Source organism: Streptomyces nanshensis, assembly GCF_001751255.1.
Classification (GTDB): domain Bacteria; phylum Actinomycetota; class Actinomycetes; order Streptomycetales; family Streptomycetaceae; genus Streptomyces; species Streptomyces nanshensis_A.
In genome coordinates this window covers 2,617-20,388 of sequence record NZ_LJGW01000409.1, presented here as the reverse complement: position 1 = coordinate 20,388, position 17,772 = coordinate 2,617, and the positions used below count along the sequence as shown (strand labels likewise).

The 17,772-nt window shown below is 72.5% G+C and carries 14 protein-coding genes; 7 read left to right on the top strand and 7 right to left on the bottom strand.

The features are described 5' to 3' along the window. A partial coding sequence (locus tag AN218_RS25600) for an ATP-binding protein (protein WP_244900713.1) occupies nucleotides 1–463 on the bottom strand: 463 nt, incomplete at its 3' end. 243 nt (nucleotides 464–706) lie between these two features. Between AN218_RS25600 and AN218_RS25595 the strand changes: the two genes are divergently transcribed. Together AN218_RS25595 and AN218_RS25590 are read left to right on the top strand one after the other, a co-directional pair. Beyond that, nucleotides 707–3,394 carry an ATP-binding protein gene (locus AN218_RS25595; protein ID WP_079132584.1) on the top strand — a complete coding sequence of 896 codons (2,688 nt, stop codon included), beginning with the start codon at nucleotides 707–709 and terminating at the stop codon, nucleotides 3,392–3,394. Further along, entirely contained in the window at nucleotides 3,391–4,026 is a 636-nt protein-coding gene (locus tag AN218_RS25590) for a response regulator (protein ID WP_079132583.1), read from the top strand. Before AN218_RS25595 ends, AN218_RS25590 begins: the two co-directional genes overlap by 4 nt. 184 nt (nucleotides 4,027–4,210) lie before the next feature. Here the strand turns inward: AN218_RS25590 and AN218_RS25585 are convergent, their stop codons facing one another. After that, on the bottom strand, nucleotides 4,211–6,130 hold the full coding sequence (locus tag AN218_RS25585) for an AMP-dependent synthetase/ligase (protein ID WP_070019305.1): 1,920 nt from the start codon (nucleotides 6,128–6,130) through the stop codon (nucleotides 4,211–4,213). Nucleotides 6,131–6,390: 260 nt separating this feature from the next. Further along, entirely contained in the window at nucleotides 6,391–8,268 is a 1,878-nt protein-coding gene (gene lepA, locus AN218_RS25580; protein ID WP_070019303.1) for a translation elongation factor 4, read from the bottom strand. A gap of 325 nt (nucleotides 8,269–8,593) precedes the next feature. Here lepA and rpsT point away from each other — a divergent pair, with 325 nt between their 5' ends. Next, on the top strand, nucleotides 8,594–8,860 hold the full coding sequence (gene rpsT / locus AN218_RS25575) for a 30S ribosomal protein S20 (RefSeq protein ID WP_070019301.1): 267 nt from the start codon (nucleotides 8,594–8,596) through the stop codon (nucleotides 8,858–8,860). Nucleotides 8,861–9,172: 312 nt separating this feature from the next. Here the strand turns inward: rpsT and AN218_RS25570 are convergent, their stop codons facing one another. Together AN218_RS25570 and AN218_RS25565 are read right to left on the bottom strand one after the other, a co-directional pair. Continuing rightward, nucleotides 9,173–9,967, bottom strand: coding sequence for a response regulator (locus AN218_RS25570; protein WP_420856014.1), 795 nt, complete (start codon nucleotides 9,965–9,967; stop codon nucleotides 9,173–9,175). Between the two features lie 19 nt (nucleotides 9,968–9,986). Then, complete coding sequence (locus AN218_RS25565; protein WP_079132582.1) at nucleotides 9,987–11,321, bottom strand: sensor histidine kinase; 1,335 nt, start codon at nucleotides 11,319–11,321, stop codon at nucleotides 9,987–9,989. Nucleotides 11,322–11,576: 255 nt separating this feature from the next. On the opposite strand from AN218_RS25565, the gene AN218_RS25560 reads away from it, so the two are divergent. Continuing rightward, nucleotides 11,577–14,186 (top strand): FtsX-like permease family protein, encoded by a 2,610-nt coding sequence (locus AN218_RS25560; RefSeq protein ID WP_244900711.1) that lies wholly within the window; start codon nucleotides 11,577–11,579, stop codon nucleotides 14,184–14,186. Between the two features lie 142 nt (nucleotides 14,187–14,328). On the opposite strand, the gene holA is transcribed toward AN218_RS25560, so the two are convergent. Beyond that, the gene (gene holA, locus AN218_RS25555; protein ID WP_070019297.1) at nucleotides 14,329–15,318 is read right to left on the bottom strand and encodes a DNA polymerase III subunit delta; all 990 of its coding nucleotides are present in this window, start codon (nucleotides 15,316–15,318) and stop codon (nucleotides 14,329–14,331) included. Nucleotides 15,319–15,373: 55 nt separating this feature from the next. Between holA and AN218_RS25550 the strand changes: the two genes are divergently transcribed. The 3 genes from AN218_RS25550 to AN218_RS37065 all read left to right on the top strand — a co-directional run bounded on the left by AN218_RS25550 (nucleotide 15,374) and on the right by AN218_RS37065 (nucleotide 16,532). Beyond that, nucleotides 15,374–15,622, top strand: a complete 249-nt coding sequence (locus tag AN218_RS25550) for a hypothetical protein (protein WP_070019308.1) — start codon at nucleotides 15,374–15,376, stop codon at nucleotides 15,620–15,622. A 137-nt stretch (nucleotides 15,623–15,759) separates the two neighbouring features. Next, a complete protein-coding gene (locus AN218_RS25545) occupies nucleotides 15,760–16,383 on the top strand; it encodes a helix-turn-helix domain-containing protein (protein ID WP_070019295.1) in 624 nt (207 codons plus the stop codon). Further along, nucleotides 16,380–16,532, top strand: a complete 153-nt coding sequence (locus AN218_RS37065; protein ID WP_171908790.1) for a DUF6126 family protein — start codon at nucleotides 16,380–16,382, stop codon at nucleotides 16,530–16,532. The genes AN218_RS25545 and AN218_RS37065 overlap by 4 nt, the downstream gene beginning before the upstream one ends. Before the next feature lie 54 nt (nucleotides 16,533–16,586). Here AN218_RS37065 and AN218_RS38520 read toward each other — a convergent pair. Continuing rightward, a partial coding sequence (locus tag AN218_RS38520) for a ComEC/Rec2 family competence protein (protein ID WP_244900709.1) occupies nucleotides 16,587–17,772 on the bottom strand: 1,186 nt, incomplete at its 5' end.

Below are 17,772 nucleotides of genomic sequence, written 5' to 3'. Positions count from 1 at the left end.
GGCCGGCCGCCACGTCGCCGCCGGCGCCCGGGCCGCACGGCATGCGGAACCAGACCGTCTTGCCGTCCCGGCGGTAGGTGACGCCCCACTCCTCGGCGAGGGCCGCCAGCAGCCGCAGACCGTGGCCCTGGTGCATCTCGCGGCCCCCGTCGGCTTCCGCGGCGGCGGCACGCGTCTCCACGGCGCGGCCGGGATGCCGGTCGGCGGCCTGGACGACGAGGGTGCCGTCCTCGTACCGGCACTCCAGGAGCACCGATGTGCCGGCGTGCACGACCGCGTTCGTCACCAACTCGCTGACCAGCAGCGTCACATCGTCGGAAGGCGCACGCGGCACCTCCCAGTCCGCGAGGGCTTTGCGGACGAACTGCCGCGCCGCGGCGGGCGCTTGGGCGGTGCCCGCGAGCGAGACGCGCACGGCCGCGGACCCGCCGCCCGTACCGGAGAGCGGCACGGCGTCCGGCACGTCCGGTACGGCATCCGGCACCGACCCCGGCACGTCCGGTACGGCGCCCGGCGCGGCAGCCGGAATCCCGTACGGCCGCGCCCGCTCCTCCGTCCCGTCTGTTTCCCCCCACCGCCTCAACGACGTCCCCACAGTGCTTGCCCCCACCACTTCACCGATTACCCCCCACGGGATTACCGCAAGGGTGACAGACTGAGCCGATCCAAATGCGTCGGGTCACGAAACCGATGGGGCGGCGCTTGCATGAGTGGTGAAGTGTCCGGTGTGCCGGACGTCTCGGCGGACACGGGAGCCGGGCTGCATCCCGTGCTCTGCGCGCTGCGCGCACTGCGCGACGGCGACTTCACGGCCAGGGTCGCTCTCCCTCCCGACGCCGCGCCCGGCTTCGCGACCGAACTGGCCGACACCGTCAACCAGTTGGCCGCGCGCACCGAGCACCTGGCCACGGAGTTGACGCGGGTACGCGCGGACGTCGTACGCCGTGGCCGCGTGGACGAACGGCTGACGGCCGGTCCCGGCCAGGGCATGTGGACGGAATCCGTACACGCGGTCAACACCCTGCTGGAGACGCTGCTCGGGTCGCAGGCGGAGGCCACCCGCGTCCTCGCCGCGGTCGCCGACGGCGACCTCTCGCGCCGCGTCGATCTGCACGAGGACGGCCGGGCCCTGCGCGGCGAACTGCGCCGTCTGGGCCGCACGGTGAACCGGATGACCGACCAACTCGCCCTGTTCACCGGCGAGGTGACACGTGCCGCGCTGGACGAGGACGGCGAGGGCGGCGGCCGGGGTCCCGGCGGCAGACACGGCGGCCCGGTCGCCCCGCACACCACCGTCAGCGGTCTGTCGGGCAGTTGGCGCGACGCGGCCGAGGCCGTGAACCGGATGGTCACCGATCTGCGGGAGACCACACGGGCCAAGGAGTGGCTGGAGTCCAATCTGACCCGGCTGGCGTCGCTGATGCAGGGGCGTCGCGACATCCGGGAGATCGCCGGTCCGATCATGCGGGAGCTTCCGCCGCTGGTGGGCGCGCAGTTCGGCGCGTTCTTCCTGATGGAGGACCGTGCGGAGGGCCACGGGACGGACGGGAAGGACGGGACGGACGGCACGGAGAGGACGGGCGGCGCACCGGGCGCCGGCGAGCTGAGCTATGTCGCCGGGTACGGCACGGCCGCGTACGAGCCGGGCGCCCCGCCGCTCGGCGCACGGGACGGACACAGCCTCATCGCGCAGGTGGTCGCGGAGAAGCGGCGGCTGCTGCTGACGGAGGCGCCGCCGGACTATCTGCCGATCGGCTCCGGGCTGGGCGCGGCGCGTCCGGCGTGTGTGGTGATCCTGCCGGTGCTCTACGAGGACACCCTGCTCGGTGTGCTCGAACTCGCCTCGTTCAGTACCTTCAGCGACATCCATCTCGCGTTCTTCGACCAGTTCGTGCACACGATGGGCGTCGCGCTGCACACCATCAGGGCGAACACCGAACTCTCCGAGAAGGCCGCGCTGTTGGCCGCCTCCTCGCAGTACAAGACGCAGTTCCTCGCCAACATGTCGCACGAGTTGCGCACACCGCTGAACTCGCTGCTCGTGCTCGCCCGGCTGCTCGCGGACAACGAGGGCGGGCGGCTGTCGGACGAGGAGGTGCGCTTCGCGGAGACCATCCACCGCTCGGGCACGGATCTGCTCTCCCTGATCAACGACGTGCTCGACCTCGCCAAGATCGAGTCCGGGCGGATGGAGACCCGGCCGGGCCCGCTGCGGCTGCGCAAGCTGCTGGCGTCCCTGGAGGACACCTTCCGTCCGCTCGCGCACGACCGCGGGCTGCGCTTCTCCGTCTCCCGCGCGGACGACGCGCCGGACGAACTCCACGTGGACGAACGGCGGTTGCAGCAGATCCTGCGCAATCTGCTGTCCAACGCGATGAAGTTCACCTCCGAGGGCGCCGTCGAACTGCGCGCGGAGCCGGCGTCGGCACCGGGCGACGACGGGCAGCACGGGCAGGAAGACGGGCAGCACGGGCAGGAAAGGGACGGCGGGGACGACGGCGCGAGGAACGGCGCCGGGCAGCCGAAGCCGCTGGTCGCCTTCCGCGTCACCGACACCGGCGTCGGCATCGGAGCGGAGCAACTCCCCCGCATCTTCGAGGCGTTCCAGCAGGGCGACGGCTCCTCGCACCGTACGTACGGCGGTACGGGCCTCGGGCTGGCCATCAGCCGAGAACTGGCGGCGCTGCTCGGCGGGAGCATCAGCGTGGAGAGCACGCCGGGCGCCGGCAGCGCCTTCACGCTGTACGTACCGGCCGCCGAGCAGCCGCGCGGGCCCGCCGCCCTCGGTACGGGCAGAGCGCCCGCGGCCGAACTGCCCCCGCAGAACGTGCCGTTCCAGCTCCGCCCCTACGGCGCCGACGACCACGAGGTACAGCGTCCGCAGCCACCGCAGCGGGCGCCGCACCGCGCCCCGGAACGCGAGTACGCCCGTACGAACGCCCCCGCACCGTCCTCCTCCGGGCCGGCCGCCTGGCAGCACGGCCCGGCCGGCGCCGTACTGCGCGACAAACGCGTCCTGGTCGTCGACGACGACATCCGCAACGTCTACGCCATGACCCATCTCCTGGGCCGCGTCGGGATGTCCGTGCGCTATGCCGAGAACGGCTCGGAGGCGCTGGCGGTCCTGGACGGCGGCGCCGCCCTCGACCTCGTCCTGATGGACATCATGATGCCGGGCCTGGACGGCTACGAGACGATCCGCGCCCTCCGCGCCGACCCGCGCTTCGCGGCACTGCCCGTCATCGCCCTCACGGCCCAGGCCATGCCGGGCGACGGCGAGCAGTCGCTCTCCGCGGGAGCCTCGGCCTACGTGCCCAAGCCGGTGGCGGTCGACACGCTGCTCGCCACGGTGCACTCCCTGCTCGATCCTCACTCCTCACCGAGGCCGCGATGACACCACCCGGGCTCCACACCCGCACACCCCTCTCCCCGCTCACGGGCCCCGACCCGGACGCGGCGGACGAGGCGGGGATCCTGCTCGTCGACGACCGCGAGGACAACCTCGTCGCGCTCGAAGCGGTGCTCGGCGCGCTCGAAGTCCCGCTGGTGCGGGCGATGTCGGGCGAGGAGGCGATGAAGGCGCTGCTGCGCCAGGAGTTCGCCGTGATCCTGCTGGACGTGCTGATGCCGGGCATGGACGGCTTCGAGACGGCCGGGCACATCAAACGCCTCGACCAGACACGGGACGTGCCGATCATCTTTCTGACCGGGGCCGAGTCCGCCTCCGAGGCCGGCTACACCTTCCGCGGTTACGCGACGGGCGCGGCGGACTACATCACCAAGCCGTTCGACCCGTGGATGCTGCGCTCCAAGGTGTCCGTCTTCCTCGAACTGCACCGCAAGAACCGGCAGTTGCAGCAGCTTCTGGCGGGCGAGCGGGACCGGCTCGGCGAGTTCGCGCGGAGGCTGGAAGCGCTGGAGCTGCGGCTGGAGCAGGGCGGCGACGAGCCGGACGTACGGGACGTGGCGCACCGCGTGGGCGGACTGGCCGAGGCGCTCGACGAGCTGCGCCGCGAACTGCCCTGACGGCGGGGCCGGTTCGGGCACCGGTACTTGCGGCGCGGGGCTCCGCGACCGCACCCGCACCGCGCACCACACTGCACTGCACCGCACAACGGCGCGAGCCGGGCCGCACCGCATCGGTGCCGCCCGGCTCGCGCCGTCTCACTCGCTCGCTCTCACTCCCCCGACCACGCGGGGGCCGCGCCGCCTAGACCTCGCGCGTCCCGGCGTACATCTCGTCGATCAGATGGCCGAACTCCCGCTCCACGACGGGCCTCTTGAGCTTGAGGCTCGGCGTCAGCTCACCGTGCTCGATGTCGAGGTCGCGCGGCAGCACACGGAACTTCTTGATGGTCTGCCAGCGCTGGAGCGTGCCGTTCAGCTCCTCGACGTAGCCGTCGACCATCTTGCGGACCTCTTCGCTGGTGACGACGTCCGCGTACGGCTTGCCCTTCAGCGACTCCTGCTCCTCCGCCCACGCGGTGAGGCTCACCTCGTCCAGCGCGATGAGGGCGGTGCAGAAGTTGCGGTCGGCGCCGTGCACCAGGATGTTCGAGACGTACGGGCACAGCGCCTTGAACTGGCCCTCGACCTCGGCCGGCGCGATGTACTTGCCGCCGGAGGTCTTGATGAGGTCCTTCTTGCGGTCGGTGATCCGCAGATAGCCGTCCTCGGACAGCTCGCCGATGTCGCCGGTGTGGAACCAGCCGTCGGGCTCCAGGACTTCGGCCGTCTTCTCCGGCAGCCCGTGGTAGCCCTCCATGATGCCGGGGCCGCGCAGCAGGATCTCGCCGTCGTCGGCGATACGGACCTCGGTGCCGGCGAGCGGCTTGCCGACGGTGCCGGTGCGGTAGGCCTCGCCGGGGTTGACGAAGCTGGCCGCGGAGGACTCGGTGAGCCCGTAGCCCTCCAGGATGTGGATGCCGGCGCCGGCGAAGAAGTAGCCGATGTCGGGGGCGAGCGCCGCCGAGCCGGAGACACAGGCCCGCAGACGCCCGCCGAAGGCCTCGCGGAGCTTGGCGTAGACGAGCCGGTCGGCGACGGCGTGCTTGGCCTTGAGACCGGCGGGGGCGGTGGCGCTGCCGGTGCGGCGGAAGTTCTCCTGCGTGACCTTCGCGTACTCGCGCGCGACCCCGGCCGCCCACTGGAAGATCTTGTACTTGGCGGCGCCGCCGGCCTTCGCCTTGTTGGCGACGCCGTTGTAGACCTTCTCGAAGATCCGGGGCACGGCGGCCATGTACGTCGGCTGCACGACCGGCAGATTCTCGATGATCTTGTCGATCCGGCCGTCCACGGCGGTGACATGGCCGACCTCGATCTGGCCCGCCGTGAGCACCTTGCCGAAGACGTGCGCGAGCGGCAGCCACAGGTACTGCACGTCCTCGCTGGTGACCAGGCCGGACTGCGCGATGGCCTTCGCCATGTACGCCCAGCAGTCGTGCGGCAGCCGTACGCCCTTGGGTTTGCCGGTGGTGCCCGAGGTGTAGATGAGCGTCGCGAGCTGGTCCGAACGGATCGCCCCCACCGTGTCCTTGACGCATGTGGGGTTGGCCCGCAGATGCTCGGCACCGCGCTCGGTCAGCTCCGCGAGGCTGATCACCCAGCCCTCCGGGTCGCCGTGCTCGGGGCCCGCCCCGGAGATGGCGCCCGACTCGGAGACGTCGCCGGCGTCGATGAGGACGACGTGCTTGAGGCCCGGGAGTTCGCCGCGGCGCTCCCGTACCTTCGCGAGCTGCTCGGCGTCCTCCGCGATCAGCACCCGGCTGTCGGAGTCGGCGAGGATGTACGCGGTCTCCTCGACGTTGGTGCTCGGGTAGACCGTGGTGGTCGCGGCGCCCGCGCACAGGATTCCGAGGTCGGCGAGGATCCAGTCCACGCGGGTGTTGGAGGCGATGGCGACGCGCTCCTCGGGGGCCACGCCCAGGGACATCAGCCCCGCGGCGATGCCGAAGACGTGCTGGGCCGCCTGGCCCCAGGTGTAGCCGCGCCACTCGTCGGGGCCTTCGCCCGCGGCGGAGGGCACCGGATAGCGGTAAGCCTCAGCGTCGGGGGTGGCCTCGACCCTTTCCAGGAAGAGTGTCGCCACGGAGGGCGGCCGGTTCTCGATCAGGGGTTGTGTGTCGCTCACGACATCCTCCGCTGGGCCCGCACCTTTGCTCGGTGTGTCTGCAAGGCGTGAGTTCTTGTTGACTCACGAGTAACTAGAAGCAGCGGCCAGCCTAGAGGTCGTCGCCGCCCAACGTAAGGGGGCCGTCTCCGGCAATGGCCCCATCACCTCGCGATCGTCACAGGCTCCCCAGGAAAAACAGAGAGACGGGCCGCGAACAGCCCGTCTCACCCTGTTTCTTCGCCTTGTCCGGCCCGTTCATGCAGCCTGTTCGTTACTTTTCACTTCTTGGCCTTGGCGCCGTCCGCGGCCCCGCCCGAACCGTCGGTCGACAGCGCGGCGATGAACGCCTCCTGCGGCACCTCGACCCGGCCCACGACCTTCATCCGCTTCTTGCCCTCCTTCTGCTTCTCCAGCAGCTTCCGCTTACGGGAGATGTCACCGCCGTAGCACTTGGCGAGCACGTCCTTGCGGATGGCGCGGACCGTCTCACGGGCGATGACGCGGGCGCCGATGGCGGCCTGGATGGGCACCTCGAACTGCTGCCGCGGGATCAGCTCCCGCAGCTTGTTCGCCATGCGGGAGCCGTAGGAGTACGCCTTCTCCTTGTGGACGATCGCGGAGAACGCGTCCACCTGGTCGCCCTGGAGCAGGATGTCGACCTTGACCAGGTCGGCGGTCTGCTCGCCCGTCGGCTCGTAGTCGAGCGAGGCGTAGCCGCGCGTACGGGACTTCAGCGCGTCGAAGAAGTCGAAGACGATCTCCGCGAGCGGCAGGGTGTAGCGCAGCTCGACGCGGTCCTCCGAGAGATAGTCCATGCCCTGGAGCGCGCCGCGGCGCGACTGGCACAACTCCATGATGGCGCCGACGAATTCACTGGGCGCGATGAGCGTCGCCCGTACGACCGGCTCGTGCACCTTGTCGATCTTGCCGCCGGGGAACTCGCTGGGGTTGGTGACGACGTGCTCGTCGCCGTCCTCCATCTCCACGCGGTAGACGACGTTGGGCGCGGTGGCGATCAGGTCGAGCCCGAACTCCCGCTCCAGACGGGCCCGGATGACCTCCAGGTGCAGCAGCCCGAGGAAGCCCACGCGGAAGCCGAAGCCGAGCGCGACCGAGTTCTCCGGCTCGTACGTCAGCGCCGCGTCGTTGAGCTGGAGCTTGTCGAGCGCGTCGCGGAGCTCCGGATAGTCGGAGCCGTCCAGCGGATACAGGCCCGAGAAGACCATCGGCTTCGGGTCCTTGTAGCCGGGCAGCGCCTGCTCGGCGCCCTTGGTCAGACTGGTGACGGTGTCGCCGACCTTGGACTGGCGTACGTCCTTCACACCGGTGATGAGATAGCCGACCTCGCCGACGCCGAGGCCGTCGGCGGCCGTCATCTCCGGGGAGTTGGTGCCGATCTCCAGCAGCTCGTGGGTCGCGCCCGTGGACATCATGCGGATGCGCTCGCGCCTGCCGAGCTGCCCGTCCACGACCTTGATGTAGGTGACGACACCGCGGTAGGCGTCGTAGACCGAGTCGAAGATCATCGCGCGGGCGGGGGCGTCCGCGTCGCCGACGGGCTGCGGCACCTGCCGCACCACCTCGTTCAGCAGCTCCTCGACGCCCTCGCCGGTCTTCGCGGACACCTTCAGCACGTCCTCCGGCTCACAGCCGATGAGATGCGCCAGCTCCGCGGCGAACTTCTCCGGCTGCGCCGCCGGCAGGTCGATCTTGTTGAGCACCGGGATGATCGTGAGGTCGTGCTCCATCGCCAGATAGAGGTTGGCGAGAGTCTGCGCCTCGATGCCCTGGGCCGCGTCGACCAGCAGGATGCACCCCTCGCAGGCGGCGAGGGAGCGGGAGACCTCGTAGGTGAAGTCGACGTGCCCCGGAGTGTCGATCATGTTCAGGATGTACGCGGACTCCCCGGCGCCGGAAGGCGCCCAAGGCATGCGTACCGCCTGGGACTTGATCGTGATGCCGCGCTCACGCTCGATGTCCATGCGGTCGAGGTACTGGGCACGCATCTGCCGGTCCTCGACGATGCCCGTGAGCTGGAGCATCCGGTCGGCGAGCGTCGACTTGCCGTGGTCGATGTGCGCGATGATGCAGAAGTTGCGGATCAGCGCAGGGCCGGTGCGGCTCGGCTCCGGCACGTTCGAAGGGGTCGCGGGCACGCAGTGTCCTGTCGGGTCTGTCGGGTCGGCGGTAAGAGCCCCGGGGTGACTCTCCGGGCCGCTCTCGTACGATGTCGCAGCCCCCATCGTCCCATGCGCGCGCGGCAGTACCGGATTGGGAGGCCGGGAGCCCTGCTGGTAGCCTGACCGACTGTGCCTCGTGCGCTCTGCGCCCGGCCGGATCTCTCACCCGCTCCCCCGGACCGCCTCCGGTCCCGGTTCCGCGGGCCGTCCGGTCCCGGCCCGGCTCGAATCCGGCGCTCGCAGCAGCGGCTCACGTTGGTATTGGAAGGCACCATCACCGAACCCGTAAAGGCTCTTTTTCGTGGCGAACATCAAGTCCCAGATCAAGCGGATCAAGACCAACGAGAAGGCGCGACTGCGCAACAAGGCGGTCAAGTCGGAGATCAAGACGGCGATCCGCCGTGCGCACGAGGCCGTCGCCGCCGGTGACTCGGCCAAGGCGTCCGAGGCGCAGCGCGTCGCCGGCCAGAAGCTCGACAAGGCCGTCAGCAAGGGCGTGCTGCACAAGAACAACGCGGCCAACAAGAAGTCCGCTCTCGCCAAGCACGTCTCCGGCCTCAACGGCTGACGACGGCTTCCGCCGGTACGGGTCCCACGGGCCCTCTCACTCCGTTCCGTACCGGCCGATTCGCAGCGTGAGCCCCGGATCCGCGGGCCGTACGCCTTGAAGGTCCACGGCCCCTCCGGTCGCCACGGTGTGATGTCCGCGCCGCACGCGGCCTGCGTTCGCCACGCGGGTGCGGCGCGGGAGATCGCTTCGCGATCGCCCAGAAGCACAGAAGCACAGACACAGCGAAGGCCCCGCGGCGCTTTCCCAGCGCCGGCGGGGCCTTCGGTGCGTCCGGGGGCGGTCCGGTACAAGGTCCGGGCGCGGTGGTGGTCAGCCGGAGCAGAGACCGTTCTCCCAGGCCCAGGCGGCGATCTCGACGCGGTTGCGGGCGGCGAGTTTGCGCTGGGCGTTGGCCAGATGGGTCTTGACCGTGGAGAGGGTCACATAGAGCTCGTCGGCCAGTTCGTCGTTCGTGAGGCCCCTGGCGACGAGCCGTACGACGTCCAGTTCGCGCGGTGTCAGCGGCTCGGCCGGGGCGCCGAGGCGTGTGCCGGACCGCTGTCTGCGCCGCCTCGCCGCGGAGGGCTGCGGCGGGGCCGTCCCGTCGTCACGGCGACCGGAGCCGCGGGAGCCGCGGGGATCGGCGGAACCGCCGGAGTCACCGGGGTCGCCTGAGCCGGCGGAGCCGCCGCGCGCCATCTTCGCCAGCAGCCGGACCGTGACGGAGGGCGCGATCATCGCGTCCCCGGCCGCCGCGGCCCGTACCGCCTCGGTGAGCAGCGCGGGCGAACCGTCCTTGAGGAGAAAACCGCAGGCGCCGTTGCGCAGCGCACGGTAGACGTACTCGTCCAGGTCGAAGGTCGTGGCGATCAGCACGGTGAGCGGGTCGGCTACGCCCGGCCCGGCCAGCAGCCGCGTGGCCTCCAGACCGTCCAGACCGGGCATGCGGATGTCCAGCAGACTCACGTCGGGGCGCAGCCGCCGCGCCTGCTCGACCGCGGCGACGCCGTCCGCCGCCTCCGCCACGACCTCCATGTCCGGCTGCGTGTCCAGGATCATGCGGAAGGCGGACCGGACCATCTCCTGGTCGTCGGCGATGAGCAGCCGGATCGTCATTCCGCCCATGGTGTCAGAACGCACCCGGTCACAACGCCCGCCGGGAGCTGCGGAGTTCGGCCGCGCGGGGCGGCGGGAGCTCCGCCGTCAGGCGCCATCCGCCTCCCTCGCAGGGACCCGCGCCGAGGCGTCCGCCCGCTCCCTCGATCCGCTCGGCCAGGCCCGTCAGTCCGAACCCGCCGGGGGCGGCCTTGCTCCCCGCGTCGCCGAGGCCGATACCGACGCCACTGCCACTGCCACCGCCGCTGCCGGTCTCGCCGTCGTCGGCCACGGAGAGCTCCAGTCCGTACGGCGCTTGCGTACCCGGGCCGGCCGCCACCGTGACGCGGGTCGCGCCGCGCGCATGACGGCGGGCGTTCGTCAGGCCCTCCCGTACGACGCTGTACGCGACGTCCACCAGCGCCGGCGGCAGCCGCCGTCCCGTCAGCTCCGGATCCACCTCCACCTGGACGGACGGGGGCGCGGCGGCGGCCAGTTCACCCACGGCGCGCTCCAGCACCGACGCCACGTCCGGCAGCCCGCCGTCGTACGACCCGGCCGTCGCACCGGCCGGTGCGTCCGCCGTGCCGCGCAGTACGGACACCATGCCGCGCATCGAACTCAGCGACTGCGAGGCGGCGTTCTCGATGCCCTCCAGCATCCGGTCGAGATCCGCCGGGTCCTGCTCACGGCCCTGCGCGGTGGCGAAGCGCACGGCACGGGTCTGCGCCACGATCGCCGTCACATGGTGGGCGACGAAGTCGTGCAACTCCCGGGCGTACTCCAGCCGTTGTGCCTCGCGGATGCTGCGCCGCTCACGTGCCCGCAGCCGGTCGTACAGCCACAGACACAGCCCGGCGAGCACCGCGGAGAACAGACAGAGCACCAACACGCTCTCCGCGATGCTCAGTTGCTCCGAATCGATCTTGGCCAGACGCAGCGGCTCCAGGCCCACCGCGAACGCGAGCACGACGAACAGACCCGTCGCCCGCAACGGACGTACGTGCCGGACCGTACGGGCGACGAGGGCGAGCAGCGCGCACAACTCGACGCATCCCGAGGTGTGTTCGGGACGGTGGGCGAGGTTCGCGGAGACGACGGACAGCACGCCCGACGCCCCGGCGGCGAACAGGGCCCAGCGCGGCAGCAGTTCGCGGCGTACGACGAGGGCGTACAGGCTGAGCGTGCCCGTGAAGGCCGTGGCGACGGCCGTCGGCACGAACCGGGTGTCGGCGCCCTCGGCGATCACCAGGCCGAGCAGCACCGCCGCGACGAGTGCGAGAAGGATCTGCTGAAGGAGCGGGCGGGCGCGGAAGGCGGCGCGGGGCAGAGCTGCGCCGCCCGCCGGGAGGGCACCGCTGCGGGCGCCGAGGGCACTGGACATGCCGGGCACGCTACGGGAGCCGCACGCCGCGGCACCTCGTCAGTTCGGCCGATACGGCGGCCGGGAGCGTGCCGTGTGTATCGGCCCGGCGGCTGATGCGGCGGGCCCGCGGGGACGCGCACGATCGGGCTCGCTCACCGCAGCGGGAGCGCGGTCCGTCCGCGTCCCGCCGTGAATCCGCCCTCCACAGAAGGCACTTCGATGCTCCGCACCGCCCGGCCTCATGCGATGCTCCGTACCGCCCTGTCTCACGCGATGCTCCGCACCGCCGTAGCCAACGCGATGCTCCGCACCGCCGTACGCAATCTCCTCGTCCACCGGCTGCGCTTCGCGCTGCCCGCTCTCGCCGTGCTGCTCGGCGTCGCGTTCGTGTCCGGCTCGCTGATGTACACGGAGTCCGTACGCGACGGGCAGGCCCTCGTACAGCGCGAGTCCCGGCCCGATGTGTCGGTGGCGGTACGGGCGGCGGAGCCGGACGGGGCGGGTCTCGGTTCCGGCGGCGGAGGCACCGACGCCGACGCCGACGAACCGGTGCGGCTCGACGGACAGTTGCTGGAGCGGCTGCGGGCGCTCCCCGGAGTCTCCGGCGCACGGGGCACCGTCGAGGGGCGCGCCCTCCTCGTCGGACGCGACGGTGAACTCGTCGGCGACGCCTACCGCTCGACGGGCGTCAACTGGGTCCCCGACGCCCACGGCGACGACCCCCGCTACCCCCTGCACGCGGGGCGCGGCCCCCGTACGTCCGGCGAGATCGCCCTCGACGAACGGGCCGCACACGACGCCGGATACGCGGTGGGCGACCGCGTCCGGGTCGTCGTCGGCGGCACCGCCCGCGACGCACGCCTCACCGGCACGTTCACGACGCGGGACAGCGGGCCGGCGCTGGGCGGCGCCGTCACGGCGTTCTCTGCGTCCACCGCCGCCCGGCACTTCGCGGCGCCCGGCCGCTACACACAGATCACGCTCACCGCCGAACAGGGCGTATCCCAGGCGCAGTTGGCGCAGCGCGCCGGGAAGCTGCTGCCGCGCGGAGCGGAGGCGGTGACCCGCACGGCGCTGGACGCCGAAGCCGTTCCCGAGGACCCCAAGCTCACCTACATCCTGCTGAGCTTCGCCGCCGTCGCCCTGGGCGTCTCGGTCTTCCTGGTGGCCAACACCTTCGCGATGCTCAGCGCGGCCCGCCGCCGCCAGCACGCCCTGCTGCGCACCGTCGGCGCGACCCGCCGCCAGGTGCTGCGGCTGGTGCTGGCCGAGGCTGGGCTGGTGGGAGTGCTCGCGTCGGCCGCCGGATACGGGCTCGGCATCGGCGTGGCCGAGGCGCTGAACGGCCTCTTCGGCGCCGTCGAGGGGCCCGGTGCCCCGGTACGGATGTTCGCCGCCGCGCCGCTGCTCGCGGCGTTCGGCGTCGGCACGGGAGTCACCATGGTCGCGGCCTGGGTCCCGGCCCGCCGTGCCGCGTCGGTACCGCCCGTGGCCGCGCTGGGCACCGGGGTGCCGCCGGCCGCCCGGACCCGGCGGCTCCGCGACATCGCCGGTTCCCTCGTCACCGCGGCCGGTGCGCTGCTGCTGTACGACGCCGCCTCCGGGGACGAGAACCTGCTGTACGCCGCCGTACCCGTCCTGCTGACCGGGCTGATCGTCCTCACGCCGCTGCTCGCCTCGGGGTTCGCACGGCTGCTGCGGCCGCCGCTGGTCCGTGTCGCGGGGGTACGGGGCAGGCTCGCCGTGGAGAACGCCCGCCGCAATCCACGCCGTACGGCCGCCACCGCGACGGCACTGATGATCGGGCTCTCGCTCGTCACCGCCGTGACGGTCGGGGCGTTCTCGCTCCAGGAGAAGGTGGAGCAGGAGGCGCGGGAGGGCATGGCCGCCGATCTGCGCATCACCCCGGTCGACTTCGCGGACGTGGGCGCCGACACGGCGGAGCGCATCGCGACGCTGCCGGACGCGGAGGCCGTCACCGCCCTCGTACCGGTCACGCTCGGCCTCCCCGGCGGTGACACGCTGGGCGCCACCGCCGTCGACGCCCGCGCGGCGGCGAGGCTGCACCAAGTACGCGTACGGGCAGGCTCGTTGGCCCGCCTCGGCCATGGGATCGCGGTCACGTCGGCGACGGCTGCCGAGCGCGGCTGGCATGTGGGGTCGCGGGCCCGGGTCACGACGGACGGCGGCGTACCGGGCGGGGACGGCGGACACGACGGCGGAGGACGGCGGGCGCGGACCATGCCCGTGGTCGCCGTCTACGACGGTCCCGAGGCGCTCTCGCCCGCCCTGGTCTCCGACCGGCTGCTCGGCGGGGAACGCGGCGACGCCTCCGCGCAGCAGCGTCCGTACGTCGTCTCCGTCCTCGCCCAGGCTGCACACGGGCGCATCGGCGCGCTGCGGGAGGCCATCCGTACGACGCTCGACAACCCCGCGCTGCTCGTCCACGACCGTGCGGCGGCGGAGGCCGAGGCCGTACGGCCGGTGAAGCCGCTGCTGAACCTCCTGTACGCGCTGCTCAGCGTGACCGTGCTGATCGGCGTGCTGGGCGTGGTCAACACCCTGGGGATGGCCGTGGCCGAACGGGTGCGGGAGATCGGCCTGTTGCGCGCCGTCGGCCTGGACCGGAAGGGCGTCCGGTCCGTCTTCCGGCTGGAGGCCGTGCTGATCGCGCTGCTGGGCTCGGCGCTGGGGCTGGCGTCCGGCTGTGTCATCGGGGCCGCCGCGGTCGCCGCGCAGGGCAGCGAAGTGCTGTTCCCCTGGGGACGGCTGGCCGCCTTCCTCGCCGCGAGCACCGCGACCGGCGTCCTGGCGTCCGTGCTCCCGGCACGGCGGGCGGCGGCCGTACCGACGATCGAGGCGCTGACGTCGGACACGGAGTGAGGGGACACGGGGTGAGGGGCGGGGCGGCACGCGGGACGGGTTCGCGCGAACTGGGCGGTGGCGCACGGGGCTTGGGCGGTGCGGGTGTGCGGCGCGGTGTGCCGTGCCGTGTGCGGTGGGGGCCGTACGGGAACGGGCGCCGTCAGCGGGAGCGGGCCGCCTTCGCCACGGTCAGCACGGCCTGCTCCAGCGCGTACTCCGGGTCGTCCCCGCCGCCCTTGACCGCCTCGTCCGCCGCGGCGACCGCGCGCAGCGCGGTGGAGACGCCGTCCGCCGACCAGCCGCGCATCTGCTGGCGCACCCTGTCGATCTTCCAGGGCGGCATGCCGAGTTCGCGTGCGAGGTCGCCGGGGCGCATGCCGCGGGGTGCGGAGGCGAGCTTGCCGATGCCGCGTACGCCCGCGGCGAGCGCGCTGGTGATCAGTACGGGCGCGACGCCCGTCGCCATCGCCCAGCGCAGCGTCTCCAGCGCCTCGGCGGCGCGGCCCTCCACGGCGCGGTCGGCGACGGCGAAGCCGGAGGCCTCGGCCCGGCCCGTGTAGTAGCGCGCGACGACGGCCTCGTCGATGGTGCCCTCGACGTCCGCCACCAACTGCTTGCAGGCAGAGGACAGTTCACGCAGATCGCTGCCGACGGCGTCGACCAGCGCCTGGGCCGCCTCCGGCGTCGCGGACCGGCCGAGCCCGCGGAACTCGCCCCGTACGAACGCCAGCCGGTCGGCGGGCTTGGTCAGCTTGGCGCAGGCCACCTCGCGCGCACCGGCCTTGCGCGCGGCGTCCAGCAGGCCCTTGCCCTTGGCGCCGCCCGCGTGCAGCAGGACGAGCGTGATCTCCTCGGCGGGGTCGCCGAGATAGGACTTCACGTCCTTGACGGAGTCCGCCGAGAGGTCCTGCGCGTTGTACACGGCGACGACCTTGCGCTCCGCGAAGAGCGAAGGGCTGGTGAGCTCCGCCAGCGTGCCGGGCTGCAGGTCCACCGCGGCGAGTTCGCGCACATCGGTGTCGGGGTCGGCCGCGCGCGCGGCGGCGGCCACCTCCCGCACCGCACGCTCCAGCAGCAGCTCCTCCTGCCCCACGGCGAGGGTCACCGGGGCCAGCGGGTCGTCCGTCGTCTTCTTCCGCGTACCAGCCATCGCGGACCAGCATCCCACGCCCCGCCGACACCTCCGTGTGCAGCACAATGCCGGTGTGACGGACGTACGACACATCCTGGTGCTGCCCGACCGCGACGCCGCCGAGGAGGTCGCCGAGGAGCTGACGCACCGCTTCGAGGGACCCCACGAGGAGCCACAGCTCGTACGGGAGGCGCTCGCGGGCGAGGACGACGCGGAGGACGCCCAGTGGCTCGTCGTCCTGGAGGGTCCGCGGGCCCGCTACGATCCGGCCCGACTCGACGCGCTCGCCGCCGAGTTCGACGGCTGGCTGGAGCGGGACTGAGCACAACGGGGCGGAGAACCCCGGGACCGAGTCGGTGCGGCGGACCGACATCCCGGCGGGGGTCTGGGAGGCGAGAGGGATTTGCCTGAGAGGCAAGAGATTTGCCTCTCAGGCATGGCGTGACGCTTCATGGAGACATGACCTCTTCAGGAGAAGACCCGGCACGCGCGACGACCCCGGTGGCTCCGAACCTCCGGGACCGGCGGCGCGCGTCCGGTCTCACGCTGGAGGCGGCGGCCTCCCGCGCCGGGCTCTCGGTCGCGCACCTGTCCCGGCTGGAGACCGGGCACAGGCAGCCGTCGCTGCCGGTACTCCTGTCGCTCTCCCGTTCCTACGGAACCACGGTCTCCGATCTGCTCGGTGAGAGCCCTCCCGGACACTCGCCCGTGCTGCGCCGCGGGGACGCGCAGGCGACCAGGGCCGGCGGGTGGGTCTACCGCGCGGCCGGCAACCCGGGGCGTGCGATGCAGGCGCTGCGCGTCACGGTGCCACCGGCCGCGCAGGAGGGGCTGGTACGCGTGCACCCCGGGGAGGAGTGGCTGCACGTCCTCTCCGGGCGGCTGGCGCTCGGACTGGGCGAGGCCGACCACATACTCGACCCGGGCGACTCCGCCCACTTCGACTCCCTCGTCCCGCACCGCATCTCCGCCGTCGGGGACGAGGCCGCCGAGATGCTTTTCGTCCACACCCTGTTGCGCAGCACGGCCTCGGAGTTGTGCATCGGCGGCGCACACCCACGTGAGGCAGGTGACCGGAGATGACCCGGCGGAACTCCAAGGACGACCCCGCACGCGAGAACGACCGGATCCCGCGCGGCCTCCTCGTCCGGCTCTTCGTCTATCTGGTCGCGGGCCATCTCTTCGCGGCCTTTCTCTGGCTCCTCTTCGAAGTGGGCGCAAGCAGGCAGTGACGCGGGCGACGTGCCCCCGCCCAACCCGCCGGGCACGGCCGGACGTTGGCGGAGTCAGCCGTCCGCCCCGGGCGGCGAACGGGCCCCGCCGGACTGCCCGTCCGCGTCACGCTCCACGACGACGGACGGCCGCCCCGCCCCCTCTCCGGGATCCCGTGCGCCGGGTGTCCGTGAACCGGTCACCGCCAGCGCGCCGTTGAGGTCGGTACGCCGTACGAGGGCGCCGGCCGCGCGCAGCGCGGCGACCGTACGGGGCGCAGGATGACCGTACGGATTGTCCGCGCCGCAACTGATCAGGGCGATGCGCGGACGGAGCCGCTCCAGCAGACGCGGGTCCTGGTACGCGGAACCGTGGTGGGCGACCTTGAGGACGTCCACGGACGGCAGCCCCGGCCAGGCGTTCAACAGGCCGCTCTGCGCGTCCGGTTCGAGATCGCCGGGCAGGAGCAGCGACATCCCGCCGGTGCGGAAGAGCAGGGTGATGCTGGCGTCGTTGGCGCCGCCGGGATCGTCCGCCATGGTGCCTGTCGTGCTGTCCGGCGTTCCGCTCTGTGCGCCGTCCGGCGTGGCGTCCGGTGCGCCGTGCGGCGCTGCGTCCTGTGCGCCGTGCGGGGCCGTGGGCCACAGCGCCTGCCAGGACAGGGCGCCCGCATGCCGCCGCTCCCCCGCCACCGCACCGGTCACGGGCACCCCGGCGCCACGGGCCGTACGGCGTACGAACTCCGCCTGCGCACGCGGCTCCTGGAGCCCGGTGGTCTGGATCGCCCCGACGCTGCGCCCCTTCAACACCCCGGCGAGCCCGGATACATGGTCCGCGTGAAAGTGCGTGAGCACCAGCAGCGGTACGGAGGTGACCCCGAGGGTGCGCAGACACCGGTCGACGGCCGCCGGGTCGGGGCCCGCGTCGACGACGACCGCCTGGTGCGCTCTGCCCGTCGCCAGTGCCAGCGCGTCCCCCTGGCCGACATCGCACGCCACAAGGCGCCAGCCGGGCGGCGGCCAGCCCGTGAACGGCCGTACCAGCGGCGCCGGGCGGACCAGCGCCAGCAGCAGGAGCAGTGCGCAGGCCGCGCACACCCAGGGGCGGGCCAGCAGCGCGGGCAGCCGTGTCGCCCTGCCTGCCAGCAGGACGCCGACGGTGATTGCCGCGAGGAACAGCGCGCCCCTCCAGCCGCCGGGCCAGGCGATCTCGGCGCCCGGCAGGTCCGCCCCGGCACGGGCCAGCGCGGCGATCCCCTCG